The organism is Microbispora catharanthi, assembly GCF_006334915.2.
Lineage (GTDB): Bacteria > Actinomycetota > Actinomycetes > Streptosporangiales > Streptosporangiaceae > Microbispora > Microbispora catharanthi.
In genome coordinates this window covers 83,339-103,853 of the sequence record NZ_VDMA02000003.1, presented here as the reverse complement: position 1 = coordinate 103,853, position 20,515 = coordinate 83,339, and the positions used below count along the sequence as shown (strand labels likewise).

The window sequence follows — 20,515 nt, the reverse complement described above, 5'->3', positions numbered from 1 at the left end:
CCTCCAGGATGGGGGGACTACTAGAGGCGTCTGGCCGGGGCTCCGAGGAGCGTCCGGAGCTGGTAGCGGTCGGCGCGATAGGTGGAGACGCCGAGTTCGGCGCACACCCCGCCGGCGAAGGACCGGCGCTGCAGCAGCAGCACGGCCCCGCCCCGGGGCAGTTTGAGCAGGTCGGCGTCGCTCGGATCGGCGAGGCCGCCGTCGATGGTCAGCTCCCCGGCGTCCATCACGAGCGCGTAGCGCGACTCGAGCAGGGCGTACAGGGATCGTCCGGTCAGGTCGTAGGCATCGAGATCGGGTGCGAGCGCGACCGGGATGTGGGCGCGCTCGATGCTCAGCGGTTCCCCGTCCGCCGTGCGCAGCCGCTCGATGAAGTGGACGGCGTCTCCCGGCTGGATGCCGAGCTGCCGTGCGAGGTGGGCACTGGCCCGGACCACCCGCCGGTCCAGGTCGCGGGAGCCCGGCTCCATGCCGCGCGCCCGCATGTCGTCGGTGAAGGAGGTGAGTTGGAGTGCCAGCTCGATCTTCGGGCGGGCCACGAACGTCCCCTTGCCCGGGACCCGGTGCAACCGGCCCTCGGACACCAGGTGGTCGACGGCCTGCCGTACCGTCATACGAGACAGGTCGAAGCGCTGGCTCAGGTCGCGTTCGGAGGGGATCGCCGCGCCGATCGGCAGCTCGTTGCTCTCGATGAGGTCGAGCAGGATCTCCCGTAGCTGGAAGTACTTGGGCACCGGGCTGTCCGGATCGATCTGGGCCACTGATCCCTCCCCTCTCGCTCTGGATCGTCCGAATAAGTTAAGGTTCTTACTGGTCTAGTCCGGACTAGACCACAGCCGGGAAATGTGTGTCAATGTATGGGCCGGCGACGGATCGATAACGGACAAATCTCGCCAAGCAGAGGATGATCATCGATGACGACCAGGATGCGCGGTGAGATCGCCGAGCAGCCCGCGGCGATTCGGGCGACGCTGGACGCCCTCCTTCCGAGGACCGGCGACGTCGAGGCGGTCGCGCGGGGCACCCGCCACCTGCTGTTCGTCGCCCGCGGGACCTCGGACAACGCGGCGGTCTACGGCCGCTATCTGATCGAGGCGCGGGCGGGCCGGATGGCCGCGATGGGCGCCCCCTCCGTCGCCACCACCTACCGCCGCAGGCTCGACCTCGACGGGGTGCTGGCCGTGGGCCTGTCCCAGTCCGGCCGTACGGAGGAGATCGTCGAGACCCTCCAGTGGGCGAAGGACTGCGGCGCGAAGACCGTCGCGATCACCAACGGCGGCGAGGAGTCGCCGCTGGCCCAGGCCGCCGACCTCGCGCTGTGCACGCTCGCCGGCGAGGAGAAGGCCGTCCCGGCCACGAAGACCTACACGACCCAGCTCGCCGCGCTGGCCGTGCTCGCGATCGGCCTCGGCGCCGACGTGGACCCCGACGACCTGCGCCGGGTGCCGGACGCGGTGGAGAAGCTGATCTCCGACCCCGGCGACCTGGACGCCGTGGTCGAGGGCCTGGCCGACAAGCCCGGCGTCGTCGTGTCCGGCCGCGGCCTGGCGTTCTCGACCGCGCTCGAGCTGGCGCTCAAGCTCAAGGAGGCGTGCTACCTGCACGCCATGGGCCTGTCGTACGCCGACCTGCTGCACGGCCCGATCGCGGTCGTGGACGCCGAGACCCCGGCGATCCTGGTGGCGGCGGGGCAGGGCCCGACACTGGCGGGCACGGTCGCGCTGGCCGAGCGGGTCACCGGCGCGGGCGCCGCCGCCTTCGGCGTCGGGGGCGGCGAACGGCTCGCCGCCGCCTCGACCGCCGCCCTGAACGGTCCGGACCTGCCCGAGTGGGTGGCTCCGCTGGGACTCATCGTCCCCGGGCAGTTGCTCACCGAGGCGCTCGCGCGCAGGCTCGGTATCGACCCCGATTCCCCCCGCGGTCTGAAGAAGGTCACGCAGACCGACTGACGACAGACCGGCCGAACAACAGGAGGACCCCCATGGCTGCAGACGCCGAGGCGATCATCGCCGGGCTCGGTGGCGCCGACAACATCATCGAAGTGGAGCCGTGCATCACGCGGCTGCGCACCGAGGTGCACGACGCCTCGAAGGTGGACCAGGCCGCGCTCAAGGCGGCCGGCGCCCACGGAGTGATGGCGGCGGGCAACGTCGTCCAGGTCGTGGTGGGCCCCGAGGCCGACACCATCGCCAGCGACATCGAGGACATCATCGGCTGAACCCGGGAGATCGTCGCGGGTCCCCCGGTCTCGGGCGGACCTGTGGCGACGCCTGCCCGGATCTCAGGGAAGGGCTCTTCATTGACGACTGTTCTCGCCCCGGTCGCGGGGGCGGCCATCGGCCTGGCCGCCGTGCCGGACCCGGTGTTCTCGCAGGCGATGGTCGGCCCGGGAACCGCGATCGACCCCCTCCGGCAGCCCGTCGAGGCTCTGGCCCCGATCAGCGGCACGATCGTGAAGCTGCACCCGCACGCGTACGTCGTGGTGGGGGACGACGGCAGGGGCGTGCTGGTGCATCTCGGCATCGACACCGTGCAACTCAAGGGCGACGGCTTCCGCCTGCTCGCGGCGGAGGGGGATCGCGTCGGCGCCGGGCAGCCCGTCGTGGCCTGGGACCCCGCGGCGGTCGAGGCCGGCGGGCGCTCGCCGGTCTGCCCGGTGGTGGCGCTCGACGCCGTGGCGGGCTCGGTCGGCGAGGTCGCCGAGGGCCGCGTGAGCGCGGGTGACCCGCTCTTCGAGTGGTCGTGATGCTCAGGTGATGGAGGCCGCGCTCTTCGACCTCGACGGCACCCTGGTCAACACCGAGGTCCGCAGCCGCGCCCTGTGGCGGATGTTCCTGGACGACCGCGGCATCACGTACGACGAGACGCTGTTGCGGCGCGTCATGGGCCGCCGCGGGGTGGACGTCGTCCCCGAGGTGCTGCCCGGCCTGGATCCGGAGGTCGTGATGGAGGAGATCCGCTCCTACTACGACCATCCGGACCTGCCCGACATCGTGCCGGTCCCGGGGGCGGCGGAGCTGGTGTCCCGGGTCGCGGAGCAGGGAGCTCCGCTGGCCCTGGTCACCTCGGCCCAGCGGTGGTGGGCGGTGGAGCGGCTCACCGAGATCGGCGTCGTGGAGGTGGTACGGACCATCGTCTCGGCCGAGGACGTGACCGTGGGGAAGCCGGATCCGGCCGGTTACCTCATGGCGGCCGACCTGCTCGCGGTGGACCCGGCCACGTGTGTGGTGTTCGAGGACTCGCTCGCCGGGATAGCGGCGGCCCGGGCCGCGGGTATGACGTGCGTTGCGGTGGCCACCACCCATCATCCGGATGAACTGTCACACGCGGATCTGGTAATACCCGATATGTCGGGTATTGACTGGCCTTTGACGGAACTACCGGCGGTCTAGACCACCGCCGCAGGAGGAGGAAACGTGGCCGAACGCACAGTCAGCGTCGCGTCCGAGGTCGGGCTGCACGCCCGCCCGGCGGCGACGTTCGTGCAGACCGCGGCGAAGGCGCCCTACGACGTCACCATCGCGAAGGCGGGCGGTTCGCCGGTGAGCGCGAAGAGCATCCTGTCGGTTCTGGCGCTCGACGTACGGCAGGGCGAGTCGATCGTCATCCGCGCGGAGGGCGACGGCGCCGAAGAGCTGCTCGACGAGCTCGCCCAGATCGCCTCGGCCTCCTGACGCCAGTGGACGGACAGCGGAAGACGGGGACGACGGCGGGGGACGAGAACGGCGCGCGGTCGCTGGCCGGCACGTCGCTGGCCGGCACAGTGCTTGCCGGTACGGGGGTCAGCCCCGGCGCCGGGTACGGCCCGGCCCATGTGCTCGCGGGTGAGATCCCCGAGCCCGACAAGGAGGCGCGCCACGACGGCGACGCCGCCGCCGAGCGGGCCCGCGCCGAGCGGGCGGTCGAGGAGGTGGCCGCCGACCTGGAGGCGCGGGGCGCCAGGGCGGGCGGCGAGGCCGAGGAGGTGCTCGGCGCGCAGGCGTTGATGGCCCGCGACCCGAGCCTGGCCGTGGAGGTCGGCGAGCTCATCGAGCGTGGCGTGGCCGCCCCGCGCGCCGTCTTCGACGCCTTCGGCAAGTATCGGGACCTGCTCGCGGCGGCCGGCGGTTACCTGGCCGAGCGCGTGGCGGACCTCGACGACATCCGCGACCGGGTGATCGCCGTGCTCACCGGCCTGCCCATGCCCGGCGTGCCGGCCAGCGCCGCCGAGCCGTTCGTGCTGGTCGCCAAGGACCTCGCCCCGGCCGACACGGCGCTGCTGTCGAAGGACGTGGTCGCCGCGTTCGTCACCGAGCAGGGCGGGCCGACCAGCCACACGGCGATCCTCGCCCGCTCGATGGGCGTGCCCGCCGTCGTCGGCTGCGCCGGCGCGACGGCGATCGCCCCCGGCACCCCCGTGCTGGTCGACGGCGCGTCCGGACAGGTGCTGCTCGCGCCGGACCCGGCCCGCGTGGCCGAGGCGCGCGCCGCCGAGGAGGCGCGGCGGGCGGTGCTGTCGGCGGCCACCGGTCCCGGCGCGACCGCCGACGGGCACCCCGTTCCCCTGCTCGCCAACATCGGCGGCCCCCGCGACCTGGAGAGCGCGCTGGCCAACGGCGCCGAGGGCGTCGGCCTCTACCGCACGGAGTTCCTCTTCCTCGACCGTGAGACCGCGCCGTCGGGGAGCGAGCAGGAGGAGGCCTACCGGGCGGTGTTCGAGGCGTTCCCGGAGGGGCGTGTGGTGGTGCGCACGCTCGACTCCGGCGCCGACAAGCCGCTGGCGTTCCTGCCGCCGCCGGAGGAGGAGCCGAACCCGGCGCTCGGGGAACGCGGCCTGCGCATGTTCCGCCGGTATCCGGAGATCATGACCGCTCAGCTCGGCGCGCTGGCGCGGGCCGCCACGGGCGTCTCGGCCAAGGTCCAGGTCATGGCGCCGATGGTGGCCACCGTCGAGGAGGCCGAGTGGTTCGCCGACGCCTGCCGTACGGCGGGGCTCGACGGCGCGGGCATCATGATCGAGGTGCCGTCGGCGGCGCTGCGGGCGGTGGACCTCATCCGGGCCGTCGACTTCTTCTCGATCGGGACCAACGACCTCACGCAGTACGCGCTCGCGGCCGACCGGCAGGTCAGCGCCGTGGCCGGGCTGCAGGATCCGTGGCATCCGGCCGTGCTCGACCTGATCGCGATGGCGGCCTCGGCCGCCTCGGCGGCGGGCAAGGGCTGCGGGGTCTGCGGCGAGGCCGCGGCCGATCCGGTGCTCGCCTGTGTGCTCGTCGGCATGGGGGTCACCTCGCTGTCCATGGGCGCCCCCGCGCTGCCCTGGGTGCGCGCCGCCCTGTCGCGGCACACGCTCGCGCAGTGCCGCGACGCCGCCGCCGCGGCGCGCTCGGCCACCTCGGCGCAGGCCGCCAAGGCCGCCGCACGCGCCGAACTGCCGGGCCTGGAGGCACTCGCGTTCTGACCGTCCGTGACCGGGTTCCTGGCCCGGTCACGGCCGGGCGCGGCTACGGTAAAGAACGTGCCACGAATCAGACACGGTGTCGTCATGCTCGCCGCCCTCCTCGCGACCGGATGCTCGTCCGGCGTCGGCGCGGCGAGCCCGGCGCCCTCGCCGCGCACGTCCGCGCCGGTGTCCGTGTCCCCACCACCCCCCTCGCCGTCGGCCCGCCCCTCGGGAAGCCTGGCCGAGCGGACGCTCGCGGCGATGAGCCTGCGGGACAAGGTGGCCCAGCTCTTCACCATCGTGGTGTGGGGCCAGAAGGCCGGGGCGGCGAGCAAGGAGAACGAGGCGCGGTACGGCGTGGGGACGCCGGCGCAGGTGGTGGAGAAGTTCCGCCCCGGCGGGGTGATCCTGTTCGACTGGGCGGGCAACGTCTCCGGCGCGAGCCAGGTGGCCGCGCTCACCACCGGTCTGCGCGAGGCGGCGGCCAGGTCCGGCGAGGCACCGCTCATGATCGGCGTGGACCAGGAGAACGGCCTCGTCTCCCGGCTCAAGTCTCTCGTCACCACGTTCCCCGGCGCGTCGGAGATCGGCGAGACCGGCAAGACGGCGAACGCGCGCGACGTCGCCAGGGCGACCGGTGAGGAACTGCGCGACCTCGGCATCTCGCTCGACTTCGCGCCGGTGGCCGACGTCAACATCAACCCCCGCAATCCCGTGATCGGCCCCCGCGCGTACGGCTCCGACCCGGGAAAGGTGGCCGCGATGGTCGGGGCGGCCGTCGACGGCTTCCACGCGGCGGACGTGGCCTCCGTCGCCAAGCACTTCCCCGGCCACGGGGACACCTCGGTCGACAGCCACACGGGCCTGCCGGTCATCACGCACTCGAAGACGCAGTGGCGGAAGCTGGACGCGCCGCCGTTCCGCACGGCGATCGCGCACGACGTGGACGCGATCATGTCGGCCCACGTGGTGATGCCGAAGCTCGACCCCTCGGGCGACCCCGCGACGCTGTCCCACCGCATCCTCACCGGCCTGCTCCGCGAGGAACTCGGCTTCGACGGCGTGATCAGCACCGACGCGCTCGACATGGCCGGGGTGCGGAAGAAGTACGGCGACGCCGAGGTCGCCGTGCGGGCCGTGCTCGCCGGGGCCGACGTGCTCCTCATGCCGCCCAACCTGCCCAAGGCGTACGATGCCGTCCTCGACGCGGTGAAGTCGGGCCGGATCTCCGAACGCAGGATCGACGAGTCGGTGCTGCGGATCCTGCGGCTGAAGGAGAAGCGCGGTGTCTTCGGCCCGATCCGCACCGACCCCGGCGCGCTGAAGTCCGCCGCGCACCGCAAGGTCGCGGAGCGGGTCTTCGCCGTCGTCAGGTGACGGCGGGCGCGTCTCCTTCCGGCTCGTCCTCCTCTGGCTCGTCGGCCTGGGTGTAGTCGAAGTAGACCGTGATCGACGGCCAGTCGGTCCCGTCGTCGGTGACCTCGTTGTGCATGACCAGGTCGTACACCTCGACCTGGCCCAGTTCCTCGATCGTGGTCGCGACCCGGCGGAGCAGCGCAGGCACGCTGTCCTGTCCGATCCCTTCCGGATTGTTCTGGGTGAAGTGGTACATCTGGCTCGAAATTGGCTTGGTCATGACAGTCCCTACAGGAAACGCCTTTTCTTCTTGCCCTGGGTGTTCTGATTCTGCTGGCCCTGCTGCTGGCCCTGCTGCTGGTTGGCGTTGCCCTGGTTGGACTGGGTGCCGCGCTTCTGGGCGTTGCGGTCGCCGTCGAGCTTCTCGCCGGTCTTCACCTTTTGCTCGGCCGCCTTGGCGGCCTTCCTGTCGTACGGCTGACCGGCCTTCTTCGCGTCCAGCGCCTGCTGCTCCGCTGAGGACAGTTCGGGGCCGCTCTGCCTCGAATAGGGCCTGCGGCTCCTGCCCATGTCGAGCTTGAGGCCCCCGCGGGGCCCCGTCGCACCTGCCGTCCGCACGGGCGTGCCCCTCAGCGGAACATGGGGGCCGCCCGCCCCCGCCAGGGACGGGCCGCCTCCGAAGGGGCCGCGGGTGTTCTTCAGGATGCGTTCAAGCGGTTCGGTGATGTGCCGCGTGACGGCCGGGGCCAGAACCCGGGCGCCGCCCTCCTCGGCCTCCCTGAGGATCTTCCGCATGGCGTACCGGGTGGCGAGGAGCCCCGCCGTGGCCGAGGCCGCGGCGAACGGGCCGCCCGCGACGAGCGTCGAGGCCAACTTGGTCGCGCCCGCCATGGCCTGCGTGATGATGGCCACCTTCGTGGCGGTTACCGCGGTGGCGGTGCCTTCGAGCACCGCCGGCGCGTACGCGGCGGCCCCGACGGCCGTGCGGAGGTGTTCCGTGGTGCCGGTGTTCCAGTTGGTGCGCATCGCGTCGGCGGACACGCCCTGGTACACGCCCGGCAGCCGCCTGACCTCGCCCTCCGCGCCGCTCCCCCCGGAGGCGGCGCCGGCCTGCACGACCTGCCACGGGCGGATCTCCGTGCGGATGTCGGCCTCATCGATTTTCGGGAAGTTGACCAGGCTCGCGATCGGCTGTGCCCAGTCCGGCGGCATCAAGCCCATGTCAGGCCCTGTTCGTCGTGCGCCCCCGCGATCTGGCGCCCCGCGTCGCCCTCGGCGTCCGACACCCGCCGGCGCGCGACCGCGAGCGCCTCTCCCGTGCCGCCCACCGTCCCTCCGAGCTGCGCGTACGCCTCGACGGCCGTCAGGGCGGAGCGGTTGTACGCGGCCACGAAGGCGCCGAACAGGCCGTCGTCGCCCCACGAGGAGGCGCCCGCCCGCTCGCGCAGATACTGGAGGGCGGTCACGAATTCATCGCCGTGCTCCGTCAGGCGAGAGGAGGCCCTGTCCACTTCGCTGTGTTCGATGCCGAGTTCCCCGTGCATGCGCGGCACGTTAGCATGACCCGCGAATTACGGACGGGTGAATTGCACAGTAAAAGCATTTTGTCCTTTTTGTGGAGGAATACTTGTCCCTGTCGTTTCCGGGGGGCAGCGACCTGGAGCTGCTGGAGCAGATGATTCGCCAGGCAGAGGACGTCATGCGCGGCCTCGCGGACGTCCAGGCCGGGATCCGGCAGGTCACCGGCGAAGGGGAGGGCGCCGACGGCCTGGTGCGGGCCAGGGCCGACGGCCGGGGGCAGGTCACCGCGATCACATTGGATCCGCGGGTCATGCGGCTCGACGCGGCCGTCCTGAGCGCGGAGGTGACGAGGGCGATCAGGGCCGCCCAGGACGCCGCGAAGGAGAGGACCGACGAGCTCGTCGCCGCCGCCCAGAGCAGGGTGACCGGGCTGGCCGCCCCGCTCGACGAGACGTTCGTGCGTTATCGGTTCGACCAGCTCGCCCAGGAGCTGGACGCGGGAGCGGACGCCTTCGGCCCACACTCCGCGGACCGGGCCGACGACCTGGAGCAGGACGCGGAGCGCGCCGCACAGATCGAGGCATGGCTGGAGGACGGGCAGCGCGAGATCGAGGCCGTCACCGGCCACGGCCGGGCGGCGGACGGCCGGATCAAGGTCGTCACGACGGTGTACGGCCAGGTGCGGGAGGTCGTCATCGAGCCTCGTGCCATGCGCCTGCCCAGCCGGACGCTGGCCGAGGAACTCCTGCTGGCCCTGGGCCGGGCGCAGCAGGACGCGGAACGGCAGAGCCGTCAGATGGTGAGTGACGCGCTGCGGGAGCTGGCGCCCGGCGAGTCGTTCGGCCCGGACGCCGTCGACGAGTGGTTCGGCGGCGTGCTCAAGCCGTTCGAGCGGCCGGACTGACCACTCCCTATATTTGTAGGCACGTCGGGTGGGAGGCGCGGTGCTCAAGGGTGTGCTGATCGACTGGGGCGGGGTTCTGACCACGAGCCTGGCCGAGTCCGTCGCGGAGTGGATCGAGGCGGACCGGATCGACCCCCGGCACTACCGGGAGGTCATGCGCGCGCTGGTCACGCAGGCGTACCGGGCCGGCGTCGAGCCGGACGGCGAGAACCCGATCCACGCGCTCGAACGGGGCGAGATTCCGGTCCTGGAGTTCGAGCGCGCCCTGGCGGCCCGGCTGGTGACCCTCGACGGCGGCCCGCCGGAGGCCGACGGCCTGCTGGCCCGGATGTTCGCCGGGTTCCGGCCGGTCGAGGAGATGAACGGGATGCTCCGCCAGGCCCGGACGGCCGGGCTCGGCACCTGCCTGGTGTCCAACTCCTGGGGCGACCACTACTCGCGTGAGGGCTGGGAGGTCCTCTTCGACGCGGTCGTCATCTCCGGAGAGGTCGGCATGCGCAAGCCCGAGGAGCGGATCTTCCGGCACGCGCTCGGCCTGCTGGGGCTCGAGCCGGGACAGTGCGTGTTCGTCGACGACATCGAGGCGAACATCGTGGCGGCCCGCGCGATCGGCCTGGTCGGGGTCCACCACAGCGATCCCTCGGAGACCATCGCCGAGATGGAGCGCCTGTTCGGCCTGCCTTTCCGCGAGCCCGGCGCCGCCGCCTGTCTGTAGTTGCAATCAGAGACCGAGTCGAGGAACGCATGCGCGTCTATCTGCCGTCCACGATTCCCGCGCTGGCGCGCGTCGTCGCCGCAGGGGAGCTGGGCCCGGCCCCGCTGACCGGCTTCGCGGTCACCCCCGCGTTGATCGAGTGGTACGCCTCGGGCGACACCGAGGAGCTGGAGTACGTCGCGCTGACCGAGGCCGCCCGGACCTCCCTGCGCATGCTGGCCGCCGACCGCAAGGACGGCGTCGAGGTGGCCGCCCGGCGGGTGGTGATCGCGGCCGAGGTGCCCGACGAGAACGTGAAGGCCGGCGCCGACCTGGAGGAGCGCGCCCGCGTTCGGGTCCTGGAGCCGATCCCGATGCGGCTGGTCGCCTCGGTCCACGTGGACGACGCCGACGCCGCGCCGGACGTGGAGGCGGCGATCGCGGCGCTGCCCGCGGCCGACGTCGGGGATGACGACGCGCGGTTCGTCGTGGACGGTGCGGAGGACCACGAACTGCTCTGGTACGCCACGCAGGAGATCCAGGATCTGCTCACCTGACCCGCGTAGTTCATGGAGTTGTCACGCCCGGCGTCTAAGCTGGAGGCGAGATGACACACATTGTTTGGGACTGGAACGGGACGCTCTTCCACGACATCGACGCCGTCGTCGGCGCGACCAACGAGCTCTTCCAGCCGTACGGCCTGGGGCCGTACGACGCGGAGGGCTTCCGTGAGGTGTACACCCGCCCCATCTGGGTGGCGTACGAGCGGATGCTCGGCCGGCCGCTCGGGGAGGGCGAGTGGGAACTGCTCGACGCGGGCTTCCACGAGCACTACCACCGGCTGATGGAGGCGTGCAGCCTCGCCGAGGGGGCACTGTCGAGCCTGCGCGCCTGGGAGGGGTCGGGCCGCACGCAGTCGCTGCTGTCCATGTGGGGCCACGAACGGCTGGTCCGCAAGACCGGCGAGTTCGGCATCGACGGCCACTTCACCCGCATCGACGGCTCGCGCTCGGCGACCGGCGGCCACAAGGCCGAGCACATGGTGGAGCACATGCGCGCGCTCGGCGTCGACTCGGCGAAGGTCGTCGTCATCGGCGACAGCGTGGACGACGCCCACGCGGCCCAGCACGTCGGCGCCCGCGCCATCCTCTACACCGGCGGCATGACCAGGCGGTCGGAGCTGGAGGGCGTCGGGGTCCCGGTGGTGGACTCGCTGGCCGACGCCCTCGACCTCGTCTGACGCGTCAGCGGGCCTGGCGTTCCCCCTCCAGCAGCCACCGGGGCTTGGCGTGGCGGCCGGTAGAGCCGCCTGACCGCCACACTCCCGACGACACTTGTCGCTGACCAGGCGACCGCCGTCCGGCCCCGGCTCCTGGGTCTGGTGCAGCCGCAGGCGTCCGTCGTACAGCTCGTAGCTCGGCGGGGTCTGGCGTCGCAGTTCTGGCCGTACGGCACGTCCGGCCACTTCGTGGGATTCGAACCGATCGTGCTCGGATCGCAGTCAGCGTGTCGGAGCACTGGCCGTCGCTGGAGTGGCCCAGAGGGCTGCCCGAGCCCGAACTGCGGGGCGACCTGGCCCTTCCACGTCCCGCGTAGCGGCCCCGTGCGTGCGACTTGTCGAGGTCGTCCTGGATGCGGCGGCTGCCCCGCGTGGGCCGTACGCTGAGCACGATCCACACCGCACCCCCACGGAGGCCACGATCAACCGCCTCGTTCTCTGGAACATCGACCTGACGCTCGTCGACGTCGCCATCGTCACCCGCGACGCCTACGCGGACGCGTTCCGGATGGTGACAGGGCGGCCGCTGGTGAAGCTCGCACCGGCGCTGGGCCGCCCCGACTCGGAGATCGTCTTCGAGACCCTGGCCGTCAACGGCATCGTCGTCGAGGACCACCACCTGCCGAGGTTCCTCGACGCGCTGGCCGTCTGCTTCGCGGAGCGGCGCGACCGGCTGACCAAGGACGGCCGCGTGCTGCCCGGCGCCAAGGACGCGCTCAAGGCCGTGTCGCGCCTCGACGGCGTCGTGCAGTCGGTGCTCACCGGCACCATCAAGAGCAACGCCGTGCACAAGCTCAAGGCGTTCGGGCTGGACAAGTGGATTGACGTCGAGGTGGGCGGCTACGGCGAGGAGGTCTATCCGAAGGCCACCCTGCTGCAGGTCGCGCAGGGACGGGCCAAGGCCGGGTATGGCGCCGTCTTCACAGCCGGCAACACCGTGCTGATCGGCGACTCCACGCGTGACGTCCAGGCGGCGAAGATCGGCGGCGCGGCCATGATCGGCGTGGCGTCGGGCCGGTCCACGGCCGCCGAGCTGCGCGAGGCGGGGGCCGACATCGTGCTGTCCGACCTGTCCAACCCCTCCGAAGTCGTCGCGGCCGTCGCCCGCCTGACCACCCCGGCCGACCGTACGACGCCCTGACTTGTCGCCGCTGCCCCTTCATCGGCTCATGGCAATCGAGGGCGTAGGCGGGGCCTGGATCCGCCTGCCGCCGGCAGCGACCGGCCCACCGTCAGCGCATGTTTGCCGGCGTCGAGGAACTTGTTTCGCCACTTCCAGATCGAGACCTCCGCGACGCCCCCGTCGCGGGCCGCCCACGCTGGCGCTCGGCCTTGAAGTCCTGTGGATCGAGAGCACCGGGAGGACGTCAGACGAGGTGGCCGCTGACGTGGCCAGAACGGCTCGAGTGAAGCCTGCCGAGTGGCTGACGGCCGGGGCGCTCACTCAGCCTTCCTGCCGCGTTCCTCGTCGTCCCCGCGCCGACGGAGCGCTCGCTCGGCAATCCCGCTGGAGAGCTTGCCCGTCACCGATCTGGCCCGGTCGAGGGTCTCGTTACCGAGGTGCCTGGCGGCATCGACGCCCTCTGCTCCTGTCTCGAGCACCTTGTCCCGCACCTCCGCGGCCGCGTCCACCCATCGTCTCGCCTCCAATGACTGTCGGCTGCGCTCGATTCCGAGCCGTCCCTGGAAGTCGACGACGGCGATCGCGACATAGTCGCTCGAATGCACCACAGCCCGGGATGTGGTCGGGTGCAGCAGCACCTTCGTGTTGGCCGTGCCGGCAGCCGCATGCATGCGGGCCATCAGACGCTCGGTGCTCCGTGTGATGAGTTCCAGCCGATTTTGCCGTGCAGCCCGAAGTGCGAGGCGATGCCGGTCCAGTTCCTCCGGAGACGCGTCCAGCACCCGGTCGAGTTCGAGTACGGCGATCGCGTCCTGCAGTTGGAAGCAGCGAGCCAGAACGGCGAGCCACTCCTGAACCTTGGACTCGGCTTCCTTGGACGTCTTGGCGAGATCACCGATCTTGGTCTTGTGTTCCATCTTCTCCGCGAGTGCGTCGAGTTGACGCAGCGCGTACGCCTGGGTTCGTGCGATCGTCACCGGCGTGGCCTGTACCTTCGACCACGTGACCTCGGAGACCCGGCCCACCTGCTCTCGGATGGTCATGGCCTCCTCGATCACGAGGTCCACTCCGATCATGTCCGCCAACACCGCGTCCTTCTGGGCGCGGAGCACGTCGTCGACCTTCTCGTCGATCGTGGCGAGATAGTCGGTGATCTCGTCCATGGTCTGTTGCATCGCAAGCTGCGCCATGATCCCCGCGGCACCGGCCAGAAGCGCCGGGTTGGTCAGAAGCGATCCGGGCCCCTTCGCGAATTCGACGAATCCCTTGATGTGGCCCTTGTTCCCCTTCAGCACACCGGAACTGAGACCCGACTTCGAGCTTTGCCTCAGCCCGTACCTCTCGACAAGCTGCGCGGACTCCTTACTCAGCTTCACCCAGCGACCTGAGTTCGCGGCAATCTCGGAACCTGCCTGTGCGGCTTCAGCCCCGATATTGAGAACAGATCCGAGCCGTTGCAGTCCGAGGTCCTTCGACGGCAGTCCCTCGGAGACCAGGAAGCGTTCGACAGCCGTCGGATCCCCGATGACCGCCAGTCCATCGCCGTCACTGATCAGCTGAATCTCATCATTCATCGTCGGCTCCTGAAGCGTGGGCGGGGAGGCGGCTCTTCGCAGTTGCGGGTGGAGCCGGGGTGCGCGCGGCATTCGCGGGGCGGGGGTCGAGATCTTCCAGGATAGGAGTTCCTGCGCTCACCGTCCGGCCGAAGACCTCGACGTGCGCCACGCTATTTTCGACGCCCCTGACCTTTCCGCGTTCTGCCACTTCGAGGAGCTCGGATTGGAGGCCGTCGGGCAGCGGCTGGAGCCGGGCTGGGCGGTGATCGAGTGCCGCGTCGCGGAGTCCGACCCAGATCCCTGATGCGCACCATGCCCCGCGGCCCCCCTCGCGCACGAGCCGTTCGGGCACCGGCCCATGGTCCTGCTGGTCGAAGGCCGCACCGCCGAAGGCGAAGCTTCCCGCCGCACCCTTCACACTGGCGAGAGCCTGCTCACCGACAAGCAGCGAGCCCGGCTGGAGGCGCTGTTCGCCGACGAGGACCATGCCGAGGTCGAGGCGACCTGGGGCGTCTACCGGCGCGCCATCACCGCCTACCGCGAACCCGACAAGACGGGCAAGCAGCTGATGTGGGGCGTGATCGACTCCGTCGTCAGTGGCCTCCCGGCCGCTCTGAAGGAGATCCGAAAGCTCGGCCGGACGCTGAAGCTGCGCGCTGCCGACGTGCTCGCAGTTCTTCGACCGCCCCGGCACCAGCTCGGCTTCCGCAACCTGACGAACTGCACCCCCAAATGTGATGTGTCCCTTTATTCGGTTTAACCCCAGTTCACCTGCAACTCCAACTAACCCGTTCGGCCGGTTGCTTTCTGCGGAGAAGGAGTGAAAGAATTCATAAAGATTTTCGAATTACGTGAGGAGGGTGTGATGGATCTGTTTGATTCGGATCCCGAGCACTCTCGTCGTTCGAATAGCTCTGATAGCTCTGATAGCTCTGGCGACTGGTGGGACCGGTTGACTTCCGGTTCCCGGTTGTGGTCGGCCGAGGGTTCGCTCGCCCACGAGCACTTTCCGATCATCGACTCCGAGCTTCCGCGGCACGCGAGCCACACCAAGGCTGACAGCACCGACAGCGTCGATAGTGCCGGTGGTTGTGGAGCCGGTGCCGTTCGGGACAGGGGCCGGTCGTCGTGGGTGTTGGTGGGTTCTCTGCGTGAGTCGGCGCAGGCGTTGGCGTTGGCGGCGGTGCCGGAGGATGTGGATGTCTGTCTTGCTGAGGCGGAGGAGTTGTTGTTCGCGCGGGATCGGATCACGTGTGCTCTTGCTGAGCGGGTGGGGCGGGTGCATGGTGCGGGGCGGGCCAAGGGGCATGGGCATGCCTCGACCCGCAGTTGGTTGCGCACCGCCGGAGGGATGAGCGTCGCGGGGGCGGGGCGTCTGATCACGCTGGCGGTGGAGTTGGCGCGTCTGCCGCGGGTGCGGGAGCGGTTCGCTGCGGGTGGGTTGGCGGCGGGGGTGGTGGAGGCGATCTGCGCGGCCACTGCGCAGTTGAGTGATGAGCACGCCGCCCTGGCTGAGTCGATTTTGCTGGAGTTGGCGGGTAAGGCAGGTGCGGCGGAGGTGGCCAAAGCCGGGCGTTATCTGCGGGCGGTGCTGGATCCCGATGGGGAGGAGCGGGATGAGCGGGCGGATTATGGGCGGCGGTTTTTGAGGGTCCGCCCGACCAGGGGTGGGGGCGTGGAGGGGGAGTTCTACCTGCCGCGTGAGGCGGCCGCCCGGCTGCGGGCCCTGCTGGACGCCTACGCCAAGCCGCGCGCAGAAGGGGACGACCGGCCGTTGCGGGTCCGGCAGGCGGATGCGTTCATCGCGTTGCTGGAGCAGAAGATCGCCGCCGAGCTCCTGGTCCTGGTCACCGCCGAATCCCTCCCCACCGACCCCCAACCCGCTGACCCCGGCACCGACCACCCCGCCGAGGCCGAAGACGCCCAGGATGCCCAGAATGCCGAGCGTGCCGAGGACGCGGAGGGCGCCGAGGCCGACGAGGACGGCCGGGACAGCGAGGACACCAACGCCAGCGACGCCGACCCGGGCGAGGCCGGGGCAGCTGCCGGTTCGGAAACAGATGGCGGTGCCGATGTAGCCGCGGACGCCGTTGTCGAGAGCGCCGACCGTGCCACCGCCGGACTTCGCGACGAGGAGCCTCGCGATCCCGGAGCCGGTGAGCACGAGACCTGTGAGCATGGGACCGATGGGCGCGGGGCCCGTGAGCCGCGGATCAGCGAGCACGACACCGCGAGCGCCGCCTCTGCCGAGGGCGATGACACCGCACCCGCCAAGGGCGGAGACCTCGACCGTGCCGCGGCCCAAGCTGAAGCAGACCCCAGGCGCGCAGCAGCATCGCCTACCTGCGGCGGTAGCACGTCCCCGCACGCAGCGCCTTCGTACACAGCGCAATTGCCGGATCCTCCTCCCGAGGATGCCTCCGCGCATCACGCCCACGCCGGGCATCGGCTTGCGGGGGACTGCCGGCATGGGCAGGGCACGTGTGAGGGCCACGGCCACGAGCATCGGAGGCATGGCGAGGGCGGGTGCGGGTGCGGCGGCGAGGCACGGTGCTCGTGTGCGCCGGGGACACCGGGATCGGAGTGGGGCGTGCCAGAGAGGCCACCGGGAACAGCGCCAGGGGCGGTGCTGGGAGCGGCGCCGGGGGTGTTGCTGGCGACCGGACAGATGCTGCCCGTCTCCAGCGTGCACCGCCTTGCCCGCACCAGCAGCCTGGTGCGCCTGGTGATGGACGCCGAGGGGCAAGTGCTGGACATGGGCCGCAAGGTCCGCCTGGCCACCCCCGCCCAACGCAGGGCGGTGTTCGCCCGCTACGCCACCTGCTGGATCGACGGCTGCCCACTGCCCGCCACCATGTGCCAGATCGACCACGCCGACAACTGGAGCAGCGGTGGCCTCACGGACCTGAAACTGCTCGGACCGGCCTGCCAGTTCCACAACCGCGACCGCTACCGCCACCCCGACCGCTACACCCGCCGCAAAGCCGGCACCGACCGCTGGGCCTTCACCTACCGCAACCCCTCCAGAGGCCGGCGGCTACGGGAGTGAGAGAGGTGCCTCGCAGAAAGGCCCGGACGGCGCGATGGGCGAGATCACAGTGCTTTGCTGCGAAGCCACAGTGCCGAAGTCACAGTGCTTTGAGGAAGCGGGCCGCGACGGGGGCCGCCACCTGCGCTCCGGTGCCGCCGCCCTCGACCACGACGGCGAAGGCCAGGTCGCCCTTGTAGCCGATGAACCAGGAGTGCGTAGGGGGGTTCTTGCCCTTCTCGGCTGAGCCGTACTCGGCCGTGCCGGTCTTGCCGGCCGTGCCGGCGGGGAAGGACACGCCGCTGGCGGTGCCCTCGCTGACGACGGCGGGCATGAGACGGCGCAGCGCGGACACCACCGCGGGCTCCAGCGGACGCGGGGGCGTGCCGCCGTCCGGGACGAGCGAGGCCGGGACCAGCCGGGGTTGCCGCCAGGTGCCCGCGGCGATGGCGCCCGCGACGGCGGCCATGTTCAGCGGGCTGGCCAGGACGCGCCCCTGGCCGATGGCTGCGGACGCGAGGTCGGTGTCGTCATGCGGCGCGGGGAAGGCGGCGTCCACGGCCGGTACCCCGATCTTGATGCTGGCGCCGAAACCGAAGTCGGAGGCCACCTTGGACAGGCGGTCAGCACCGAGGCGCCGCACCGCCATGTCGCCGAACGTCGTGTTGCACGAGTGGGCGAAGGCGTCGACGAAGCGCAGCGTGCCGTAGTCGTGGAACTCGGCGTTGTGGAACGGGAAGCCGCCGATCGTCTTCTCGGCCGGGCACTCGACGGTCTGACCGGGCGTGACGCCACCGGCCACCAGGGCCGAGGCGGTCACGATCTTGAAGGTCGAGCCGGGCGGGTACGTGCCGAGCAGGGCGCGGTTGTAGCCACCCGGCTTGTTGACCACTGCGAGGACCTCGCCCGTCGACGGGCGCAGCGCGACGAGCGAGGCGGGCTTGTCCACGCCCTCCAGGGCCTGCGCCCCCGCCCGGTGCACGCGCAGGTCGAGGGTGGTCGGCAGCGGCCTGCCGGGCTTCGATCCGCCCTCGGCGAGCGTCGCGACCTTCGAGCCCGTACGGCCGTCGACCAGGTCGGCCCGGGCGGACGCGGTGCCGGTCAGGCGGGAGGCGTACTGCTCGCGCAGCCCCTCGACGATCTGCTGCACGGAGCCGGGCGTGTCCGGCGTGTCGATGCGGGTGCCGTCGGCGGCGGTGATCGGGGCGCGCTCCGCGGGCACGGTGGTGAGCTTGACCCGAATGCCGTCGGTCATCCGGGGGTGGACGGCCGCCGGCGTCCATGCCACCTTCCAGGCGCGGTCGTGCTCGACCAGGCGGAGTCTCCCGTCGTACGCGATGGGTAGCGGGCCGGTCAGCCGGGCCCGGAACCGCACGGTGTCGTCCTGGACGCTCGTCACCTGGAATCGCTGCCCGGTGAGCTTCAGGTCGTCGTGGAAACGGCGGTACGTGCTTTCGAAGCCGGCCGGCGGGTCGGCGGCGAGTGTGCGCATCGCCGCGTAGTCCGAGCGTGACCAGGCCGCGAGGAAGTCCCGCGCGGTCTCCTCAGGCGATCCCTTCGTCCGCAGCGCCCACACCGTGACCCCCGCGGCCACCACCGGCACGAGCACCGCCGCCGTGACGTACGGCCAGCGCCTTCGCTCTCGCATGCGTCCCCCTTCGAGTCGAGTGCACGCCAAGAGCAGCAGACCAGCCGGGAGGATGTCCAATATGGATATCAACGCGCTTTATGTGCAATTCGGATATGCTCCCAGCTCGTGGACCTTGTCCGGCATCTCGGCTACTTCCTGGTCGTGACGGAAGAGCTGCATTTCGGGAACGCGGCCGCGCGGCTGGGGATGGCGCAGCCGCCGCTGAGCCAGCGAATCAGGCGTCTGGAGGAGGAGCTGGGCGTGCGCCTGTTCGAGCGGTCGAGCCGACGGGTGGCGCTGACCGAGGCGGGACGGCTGCTGGTGCCCGAGGCCCGCGAGATCGTCGCCAGGGTCGAGCGGATGCGCGACCTCATGTCCGACCTGGCGCGCGGCGACGCGGCGGTCGTGCGGGCGGGCGTCCCCGCCGACCTCGGCGCCGCCGTGCTTGCTGCGCTCATCGCTGGGTTCCGCGACCGCCGCCCCGACGTACGGCTGTCGCTGACCGAGATGGGCACGGCCGCGCAGGTCGCCGCGTTGCTGGAGGGCAGGCTCGACGTCGGGCTGCTGCGTCATCCGGTCGCCGCGAACGGGCTCGCGTACGGGCCGGTGCTCGTCCGGCATCCGGGCGTCCTGCTGGCGGAAGACGACGAGCTGACCGCCTGGGCGACCGTGCACCTCGGCGACCTGGCCGGGCGGGACCTGGTGCTGTTTCCCCGGGACGCCGAGCCCGGCCTGTACGACGACACGCTGGCCTCGTGCCGCCGGGGTGGCTTCGTCCCGGCCGACATCGTCTGCACCGACCGGGTGGAGTTCGCCCTCGGCCTGGTCCTGTCCGGCACGGCCGTCGCGTTCGGCGCCCCCGCCGAGGTGCCGGGCGTGGTGTGGCGGCCCCTCGCGGGCACGCCCCTGGCCTGGCGCTGCTCCCCGGCCTGGCGCACCGAGCCGGGGCCGTACGTGCGAGACTTCACGACCGTGGCCGTACAGGTGCTGAAAGAGAGCGCCGGCATGGTGGACGAAGGCGTGCCGCCCGCGCCGCGGGTGACGCCGCGCCCCGCGACCGGGTTGCTCGCGTGAACCCCGTGGAGCGGGTGTTCCGCAACGCCGGCGTCACCGGATGGTTGCACGCGGTCGACATCGACGACGGGCGCGAGGTGGGCCTGCGGGCCGACGAGCCGGTGGTGCTCGCGTCGGTCTTCAAGGTGCCCCTGCTGCTGGAACTGCACCGCCAGGCCGAGCGCGGGCTGCTCGACCTCACCGAACGTGTCGGCGTGCCGGCGGCGGACCGTACGAGTGGGGGCACCGGGCTGGCGGCGATGCTGGACGACGCCACGCTGTCGCTGCGCGACCTGGCATACCTGATGATGGCGGTGAGCGACAACACCGCGGCCGACGTGCTGCTCGCCCGGGTGGGCCGGGAGGCGGTCAACACGCTGCTCGACGGCCTCGGGCTGACGGCGACGCGGGTGGTGCAGGACTGCCGCGACATGCTCACCAGCCTGTGGGTGGACGCGGGTGTGGCGGACCAGTCGGCCGTGACCCAGGCGTGCACCGACCCCGAGGTGGTGGCGCGGCTGCGCGCGCTCGACCCGGCGGTGGGCAACCGGAGCACACCGCGCGAGATGACCGGTCTGCTGGCGATGATCTGGCGTGACGAGGCGGCGGGGGCGGCCTCCTGTGCGGCGATCCGCCGCCTCATGGCCCTGCAGGTGTGGCCGCACCGGCTGGCCTCGGGGTTCCCGTTCGACGACGTCGCGGTGAGCGGCAAGACGGGCACGCTGCCCACGCTCCGCAACGAGGTCGGGGTGGTCGAGTATCCCGACGGCGGGCGCTACGCCGTGGCCGTGTTCACCCGGTCGTTGAGCACGGCGCAGAACCAGCCGCGGGCGGACGCCGCGATCGGGGCCGCCGCCCGGATGGCGATCGACCAGCTCAGAACCCACATATGACAGACCCTTTCTATGTGGGCGGGGAGGGTGACATGCGGCTCAAGCGTGGCAAAGAT

The 20,515-nt window shown here is 71.3% G+C and carries 22 protein-coding genes and 1 pseudogene; 17 read left to right on the top strand and 6 right to left on the bottom strand.

What is annotated here, in order from left to right:
- Nucleotides 1-20 precede the first annotated feature (20 nt).
- Nucleotides 21-761: a GntR family transcriptional regulator gene (locus FH610_RS06230; RefSeq protein WP_139573338.1), complete on the bottom strand. Its 741-nt coding sequence runs from the start codon at nucleotides 759-761 to the stop codon at nucleotides 21-23.
- A 153-nt stretch (nucleotides 762-914) separates the two neighbouring features.
- On the opposite strand from FH610_RS06230, the gene FH610_RS06225 reads away from it, so the two are divergent.
- From FH610_RS06225 to FH610_RS06195, 7 genes are all read left to right on the top strand, one after another.
- The gene (locus FH610_RS06225; protein WP_139573337.1) at nucleotides 915-1,949 is read left to right on the top strand and encodes an SIS domain-containing protein; all 1,035 of its coding nucleotides are present in this window, start codon (nucleotides 915-917) and stop codon (nucleotides 1,947-1,949) included.
- A gap of 32 nt (nucleotides 1,950-1,981) precedes the next feature.
- Entirely contained in the window at nucleotides 1,982-2,218 is a 237-nt protein-coding gene (locus FH610_RS06220) for a PTS sugar transporter subunit IIB (RefSeq protein WP_030509331.1), read from the top strand.
- An 81-nt stretch (nucleotides 2,219-2,299) separates the two neighbouring features.
- Nucleotides 2,300-2,746 carry a PTS sugar transporter subunit IIA gene (locus tag FH610_RS06215; RefSeq protein ID WP_139573336.1) on the top strand — a complete coding sequence of 149 codons (447 nt, stop codon included), beginning with the start codon at nucleotides 2,300-2,302 and terminating at the stop codon, nucleotides 2,744-2,746.
- 10 nt (nucleotides 2,747-2,756) lie between these two features.
- Nucleotides 2,757-3,392: an HAD family hydrolase gene (locus tag FH610_RS06210; protein WP_139573335.1), complete on the top strand. Its 636-nt coding sequence runs from the start codon at nucleotides 2,757-2,759 to the stop codon at nucleotides 3,390-3,392.
- Nucleotides 3,393-3,416: 24 nt separating this feature from the next.
- Complete coding sequence (locus tag FH610_RS06205; RefSeq protein WP_139573334.1) at nucleotides 3,417-3,674, top strand: HPr family phosphocarrier protein; 258 nt, start codon at nucleotides 3,417-3,419, stop codon at nucleotides 3,672-3,674.
- An 89-nt stretch (nucleotides 3,675-3,763) separates the two neighbouring features.
- Nucleotides 3,764-5,440 carry a phosphoenolpyruvate--protein phosphotransferase gene (ptsP, locus tag FH610_RS06200; protein WP_139573677.1) on the top strand — a complete coding sequence of 559 codons (1,677 nt, stop codon included), beginning with the start codon at nucleotides 3,764-3,766 and terminating at the stop codon, nucleotides 5,438-5,440.
- Between the two features lie 57 nt (nucleotides 5,441-5,497).
- Nucleotides 5,498-6,799, top strand: a complete 1,302-nt coding sequence (locus FH610_RS06195; protein ID WP_240808793.1) for a glycoside hydrolase family 3 protein — start codon at nucleotides 5,498-5,500, stop codon at nucleotides 6,797-6,799.
- Here FH610_RS06195 and FH610_RS06190 read toward each other — a convergent pair.
- Genes FH610_RS06190 through FH610_RS06180 form a run of 3 tightly spaced genes read right to left on the bottom strand, consistent with a single transcriptional unit; the run spans nucleotide 6,792 to nucleotide 8,322 of the window.
- Complete coding sequence (locus FH610_RS06190; protein WP_139573333.1) at nucleotides 6,792-7,058, bottom strand: hypothetical protein; 267 nt, start codon at nucleotides 7,056-7,058, stop codon at nucleotides 6,792-6,794. The two genes, FH610_RS06195 and FH610_RS06190, sit on opposite strands and share 8 nt — an antisense overlap.
- Before the next feature lie 8 nt (nucleotides 7,059-7,066).
- Nucleotides 7,067-7,990, bottom strand: a complete 924-nt coding sequence (locus FH610_RS06185; RefSeq protein WP_139573332.1) for a hypothetical protein — start codon at nucleotides 7,988-7,990, stop codon at nucleotides 7,067-7,069.
- Nucleotides 7,990-8,322 (bottom strand): hypothetical protein, encoded by a 333-nt coding sequence (locus FH610_RS06180; protein WP_139573331.1) that lies wholly within the window; start codon nucleotides 8,320-8,322, stop codon nucleotides 7,990-7,992. Before FH610_RS06180 ends, FH610_RS06185 begins: the two co-directional genes overlap by 1 nt.
- 83 nt (nucleotides 8,323-8,405) lie before the next feature.
- On the opposite strand from FH610_RS06180, the gene FH610_RS06175 reads away from it, so the two are divergent.
- The 5 genes from FH610_RS06175 (at nucleotide 8,406) to FH610_RS06155 (ending at nucleotide 12,317) form a co-directional block, all read left to right on the top strand.
- Nucleotides 8,406-9,203, top strand: coding sequence for a YbaB/EbfC family nucleoid-associated protein (locus FH610_RS06175; protein ID WP_139573330.1), 798 nt, complete (start codon nucleotides 8,406-8,408; stop codon nucleotides 9,201-9,203).
- 40 nt (nucleotides 9,204-9,243) lie between these two features.
- Nucleotides 9,244-9,918 carry an HAD family hydrolase gene (locus FH610_RS06170; protein ID WP_139573329.1) on the top strand — a complete coding sequence of 225 codons (675 nt, stop codon included), beginning with the start codon at nucleotides 9,244-9,246 and terminating at the stop codon, nucleotides 9,916-9,918.
- A gap of 29 nt (nucleotides 9,919-9,947) precedes the next feature.
- A complete protein-coding gene (locus FH610_RS06165; RefSeq protein ID WP_139573328.1) occupies nucleotides 9,948-10,454 on the top strand; it encodes a DUF6912 family protein in 507 nt (168 codons plus the stop codon).
- Between the two features lie 50 nt (nucleotides 10,455-10,504).
- Nucleotides 10,505-11,137, top strand: coding sequence for an HAD family hydrolase (locus FH610_RS06160; RefSeq protein WP_139573327.1), 633 nt, complete (start codon nucleotides 10,505-10,507; stop codon nucleotides 11,135-11,137).
- A 460-nt stretch (nucleotides 11,138-11,597) separates the two neighbouring features.
- Nucleotides 11,598-12,317 (top strand): HAD family hydrolase, encoded by a 720-nt coding sequence (locus FH610_RS06155; protein ID WP_139573675.1) that lies wholly within the window; start codon nucleotides 11,598-11,600, stop codon nucleotides 12,315-12,317.
- Nucleotides 12,318-12,616: 299 nt separating this feature from the next.
- Here the strand turns inward: FH610_RS06155 and FH610_RS06150 are convergent, their stop codons facing one another.
- On the bottom strand, nucleotides 12,617-13,873 hold the full coding sequence (locus FH610_RS06150) for a hypothetical protein (protein WP_139573326.1): 1,257 nt from the start codon (nucleotides 13,871-13,873) through the stop codon (nucleotides 12,617-12,619).
- A 142-nt stretch (nucleotides 13,874-14,015) separates the two neighbouring features.
- On the opposite strand from FH610_RS06150, the gene FH610_RS42740 reads away from it, so the two are divergent.
- From FH610_RS42740 to FH610_RS06140, 3 genes and pseudogenes are all read left to right on the top strand, one after another.
- On the top strand, nucleotides 14,016-14,159 hold the full coding sequence (locus FH610_RS42740; RefSeq protein ID WP_161627927.1) for a hypothetical protein: 144 nt from the start codon (nucleotides 14,016-14,018) through the stop codon (nucleotides 14,157-14,159).
- 96 nt (nucleotides 14,160-14,255) lie between these two features.
- Nucleotides 14,256-14,556, top strand: a pseudogene (locus FH610_RS06145) (transposase); the annotation flags it as partial.
- 164 nt (nucleotides 14,557-14,720) lie between these two features.
- Nucleotides 14,721-16,904 (top strand): HNH endonuclease signature motif containing protein, encoded by a 2,184-nt coding sequence (locus FH610_RS06140; RefSeq protein WP_152313694.1) that lies wholly within the window; start codon nucleotides 14,721-14,723, stop codon nucleotides 16,902-16,904.
- A 79-nt stretch (nucleotides 16,905-16,983) separates the two neighbouring features.
- Here the strand turns inward: FH610_RS06140 and FH610_RS06135 are convergent, their stop codons facing one another.
- The gene (locus tag FH610_RS06135; protein WP_139573323.1) at nucleotides 16,984-18,531 is read right to left on the bottom strand and encodes a penicillin-binding transpeptidase domain-containing protein; all 1,548 of its coding nucleotides are present in this window, start codon (nucleotides 18,529-18,531) and stop codon (nucleotides 16,984-16,986) included.
- Between the two features lie 108 nt (nucleotides 18,532-18,639).
- Here FH610_RS06135 and FH610_RS43550 point away from each other — a divergent pair, with 108 nt between their 5' ends.
- Together FH610_RS43550 and FH610_RS43545 are read left to right on the top strand one after the other, a co-directional pair.
- Nucleotides 18,640-19,587 (top strand): LysR family transcriptional regulator, encoded by a 948-nt coding sequence (locus FH610_RS43550; protein WP_205825593.1) that lies wholly within the window; start codon nucleotides 18,640-18,642, stop codon nucleotides 19,585-19,587.
- The gene (locus FH610_RS43545) at nucleotides 19,584-20,459 is read left to right on the top strand and encodes a serine hydrolase (protein ID WP_205825592.1); all 876 of its coding nucleotides are present in this window, start codon (nucleotides 19,584-19,586) and stop codon (nucleotides 20,457-20,459) included. Before FH610_RS43550 ends, FH610_RS43545 begins: the two co-directional genes overlap by 4 nt.
- Nucleotides 20,460-20,515 lie beyond the last annotated feature (56 nt).

Excerpts from the sequence above, each read along its gene's own strand:
- FH610_RS06225 (WP_139573337.1), top strand. The coding sequence starts at position 915 with ATGACGACCAGGATGCGCGGTGAGATCGCCGAGCAGCCCGCGGCGATT.
- FH610_RS06220 (WP_030509331.1), top strand. The coding sequence starts at position 1,982 with ATGGCTGCAGACGCCGAGGCGATCATCGCCGGGCTCGGTGGCGCCGAC.
- FH610_RS06210 (WP_139573335.1), top strand. The coding sequence starts at position 2,757 with ATGGAGGCCGCGCTCTTCGACCTCGACGGCACCCTGGTCAACACCGAG.
- FH610_RS06190 (WP_139573333.1), bottom strand. The coding sequence starts at position 7,058 with ATGACCAAGCCAATTTCGAGCCAGATGTACCACTTCACCCAGAACAAT.
- FH610_RS06185 (WP_139573332.1), bottom strand. The coding sequence starts at position 7,990 with ATGCCGCCGGACTGGGCACAGCCGATCGCGAGCCTGGTCAACTTCCCG.
- FH610_RS06180 (WP_139573331.1), bottom strand. The coding sequence starts at position 8,322 with ATGCACGGGGAACTCGGCATCGAACACAGCGAAGTGGACAGGGCCTCC.
- FH610_RS06165 (WP_139573328.1), top strand. The coding sequence starts at position 9,948 with ATGCGCGTCTATCTGCCGTCCACGATTCCCGCGCTGGCGCGCGTCGTC.
- FH610_RS06160 (WP_139573327.1), top strand. The coding sequence starts at position 10,505 with ATGACACACATTGTTTGGGACTGGAACGGGACGCTCTTCCACGACATC.
- FH610_RS06150 (WP_139573326.1), bottom strand. The coding sequence starts at position 13,873 with ATGAATGATGAGATTCAGCTGATCAGTGACGGCGATGGACTGGCGGTC.
- FH610_RS06140 (WP_152313694.1), top strand. The coding sequence starts at position 14,721 with ATGGATCTGTTTGATTCGGATCCCGAGCACTCTCGTCGTTCGAATAGC.
- FH610_RS06135 (WP_139573323.1), bottom strand. The coding sequence starts at position 18,531 with ATGCGAGAGCGAAGGCGCTGGCCGTACGTCACGGCGGCGGTGCTCGTG.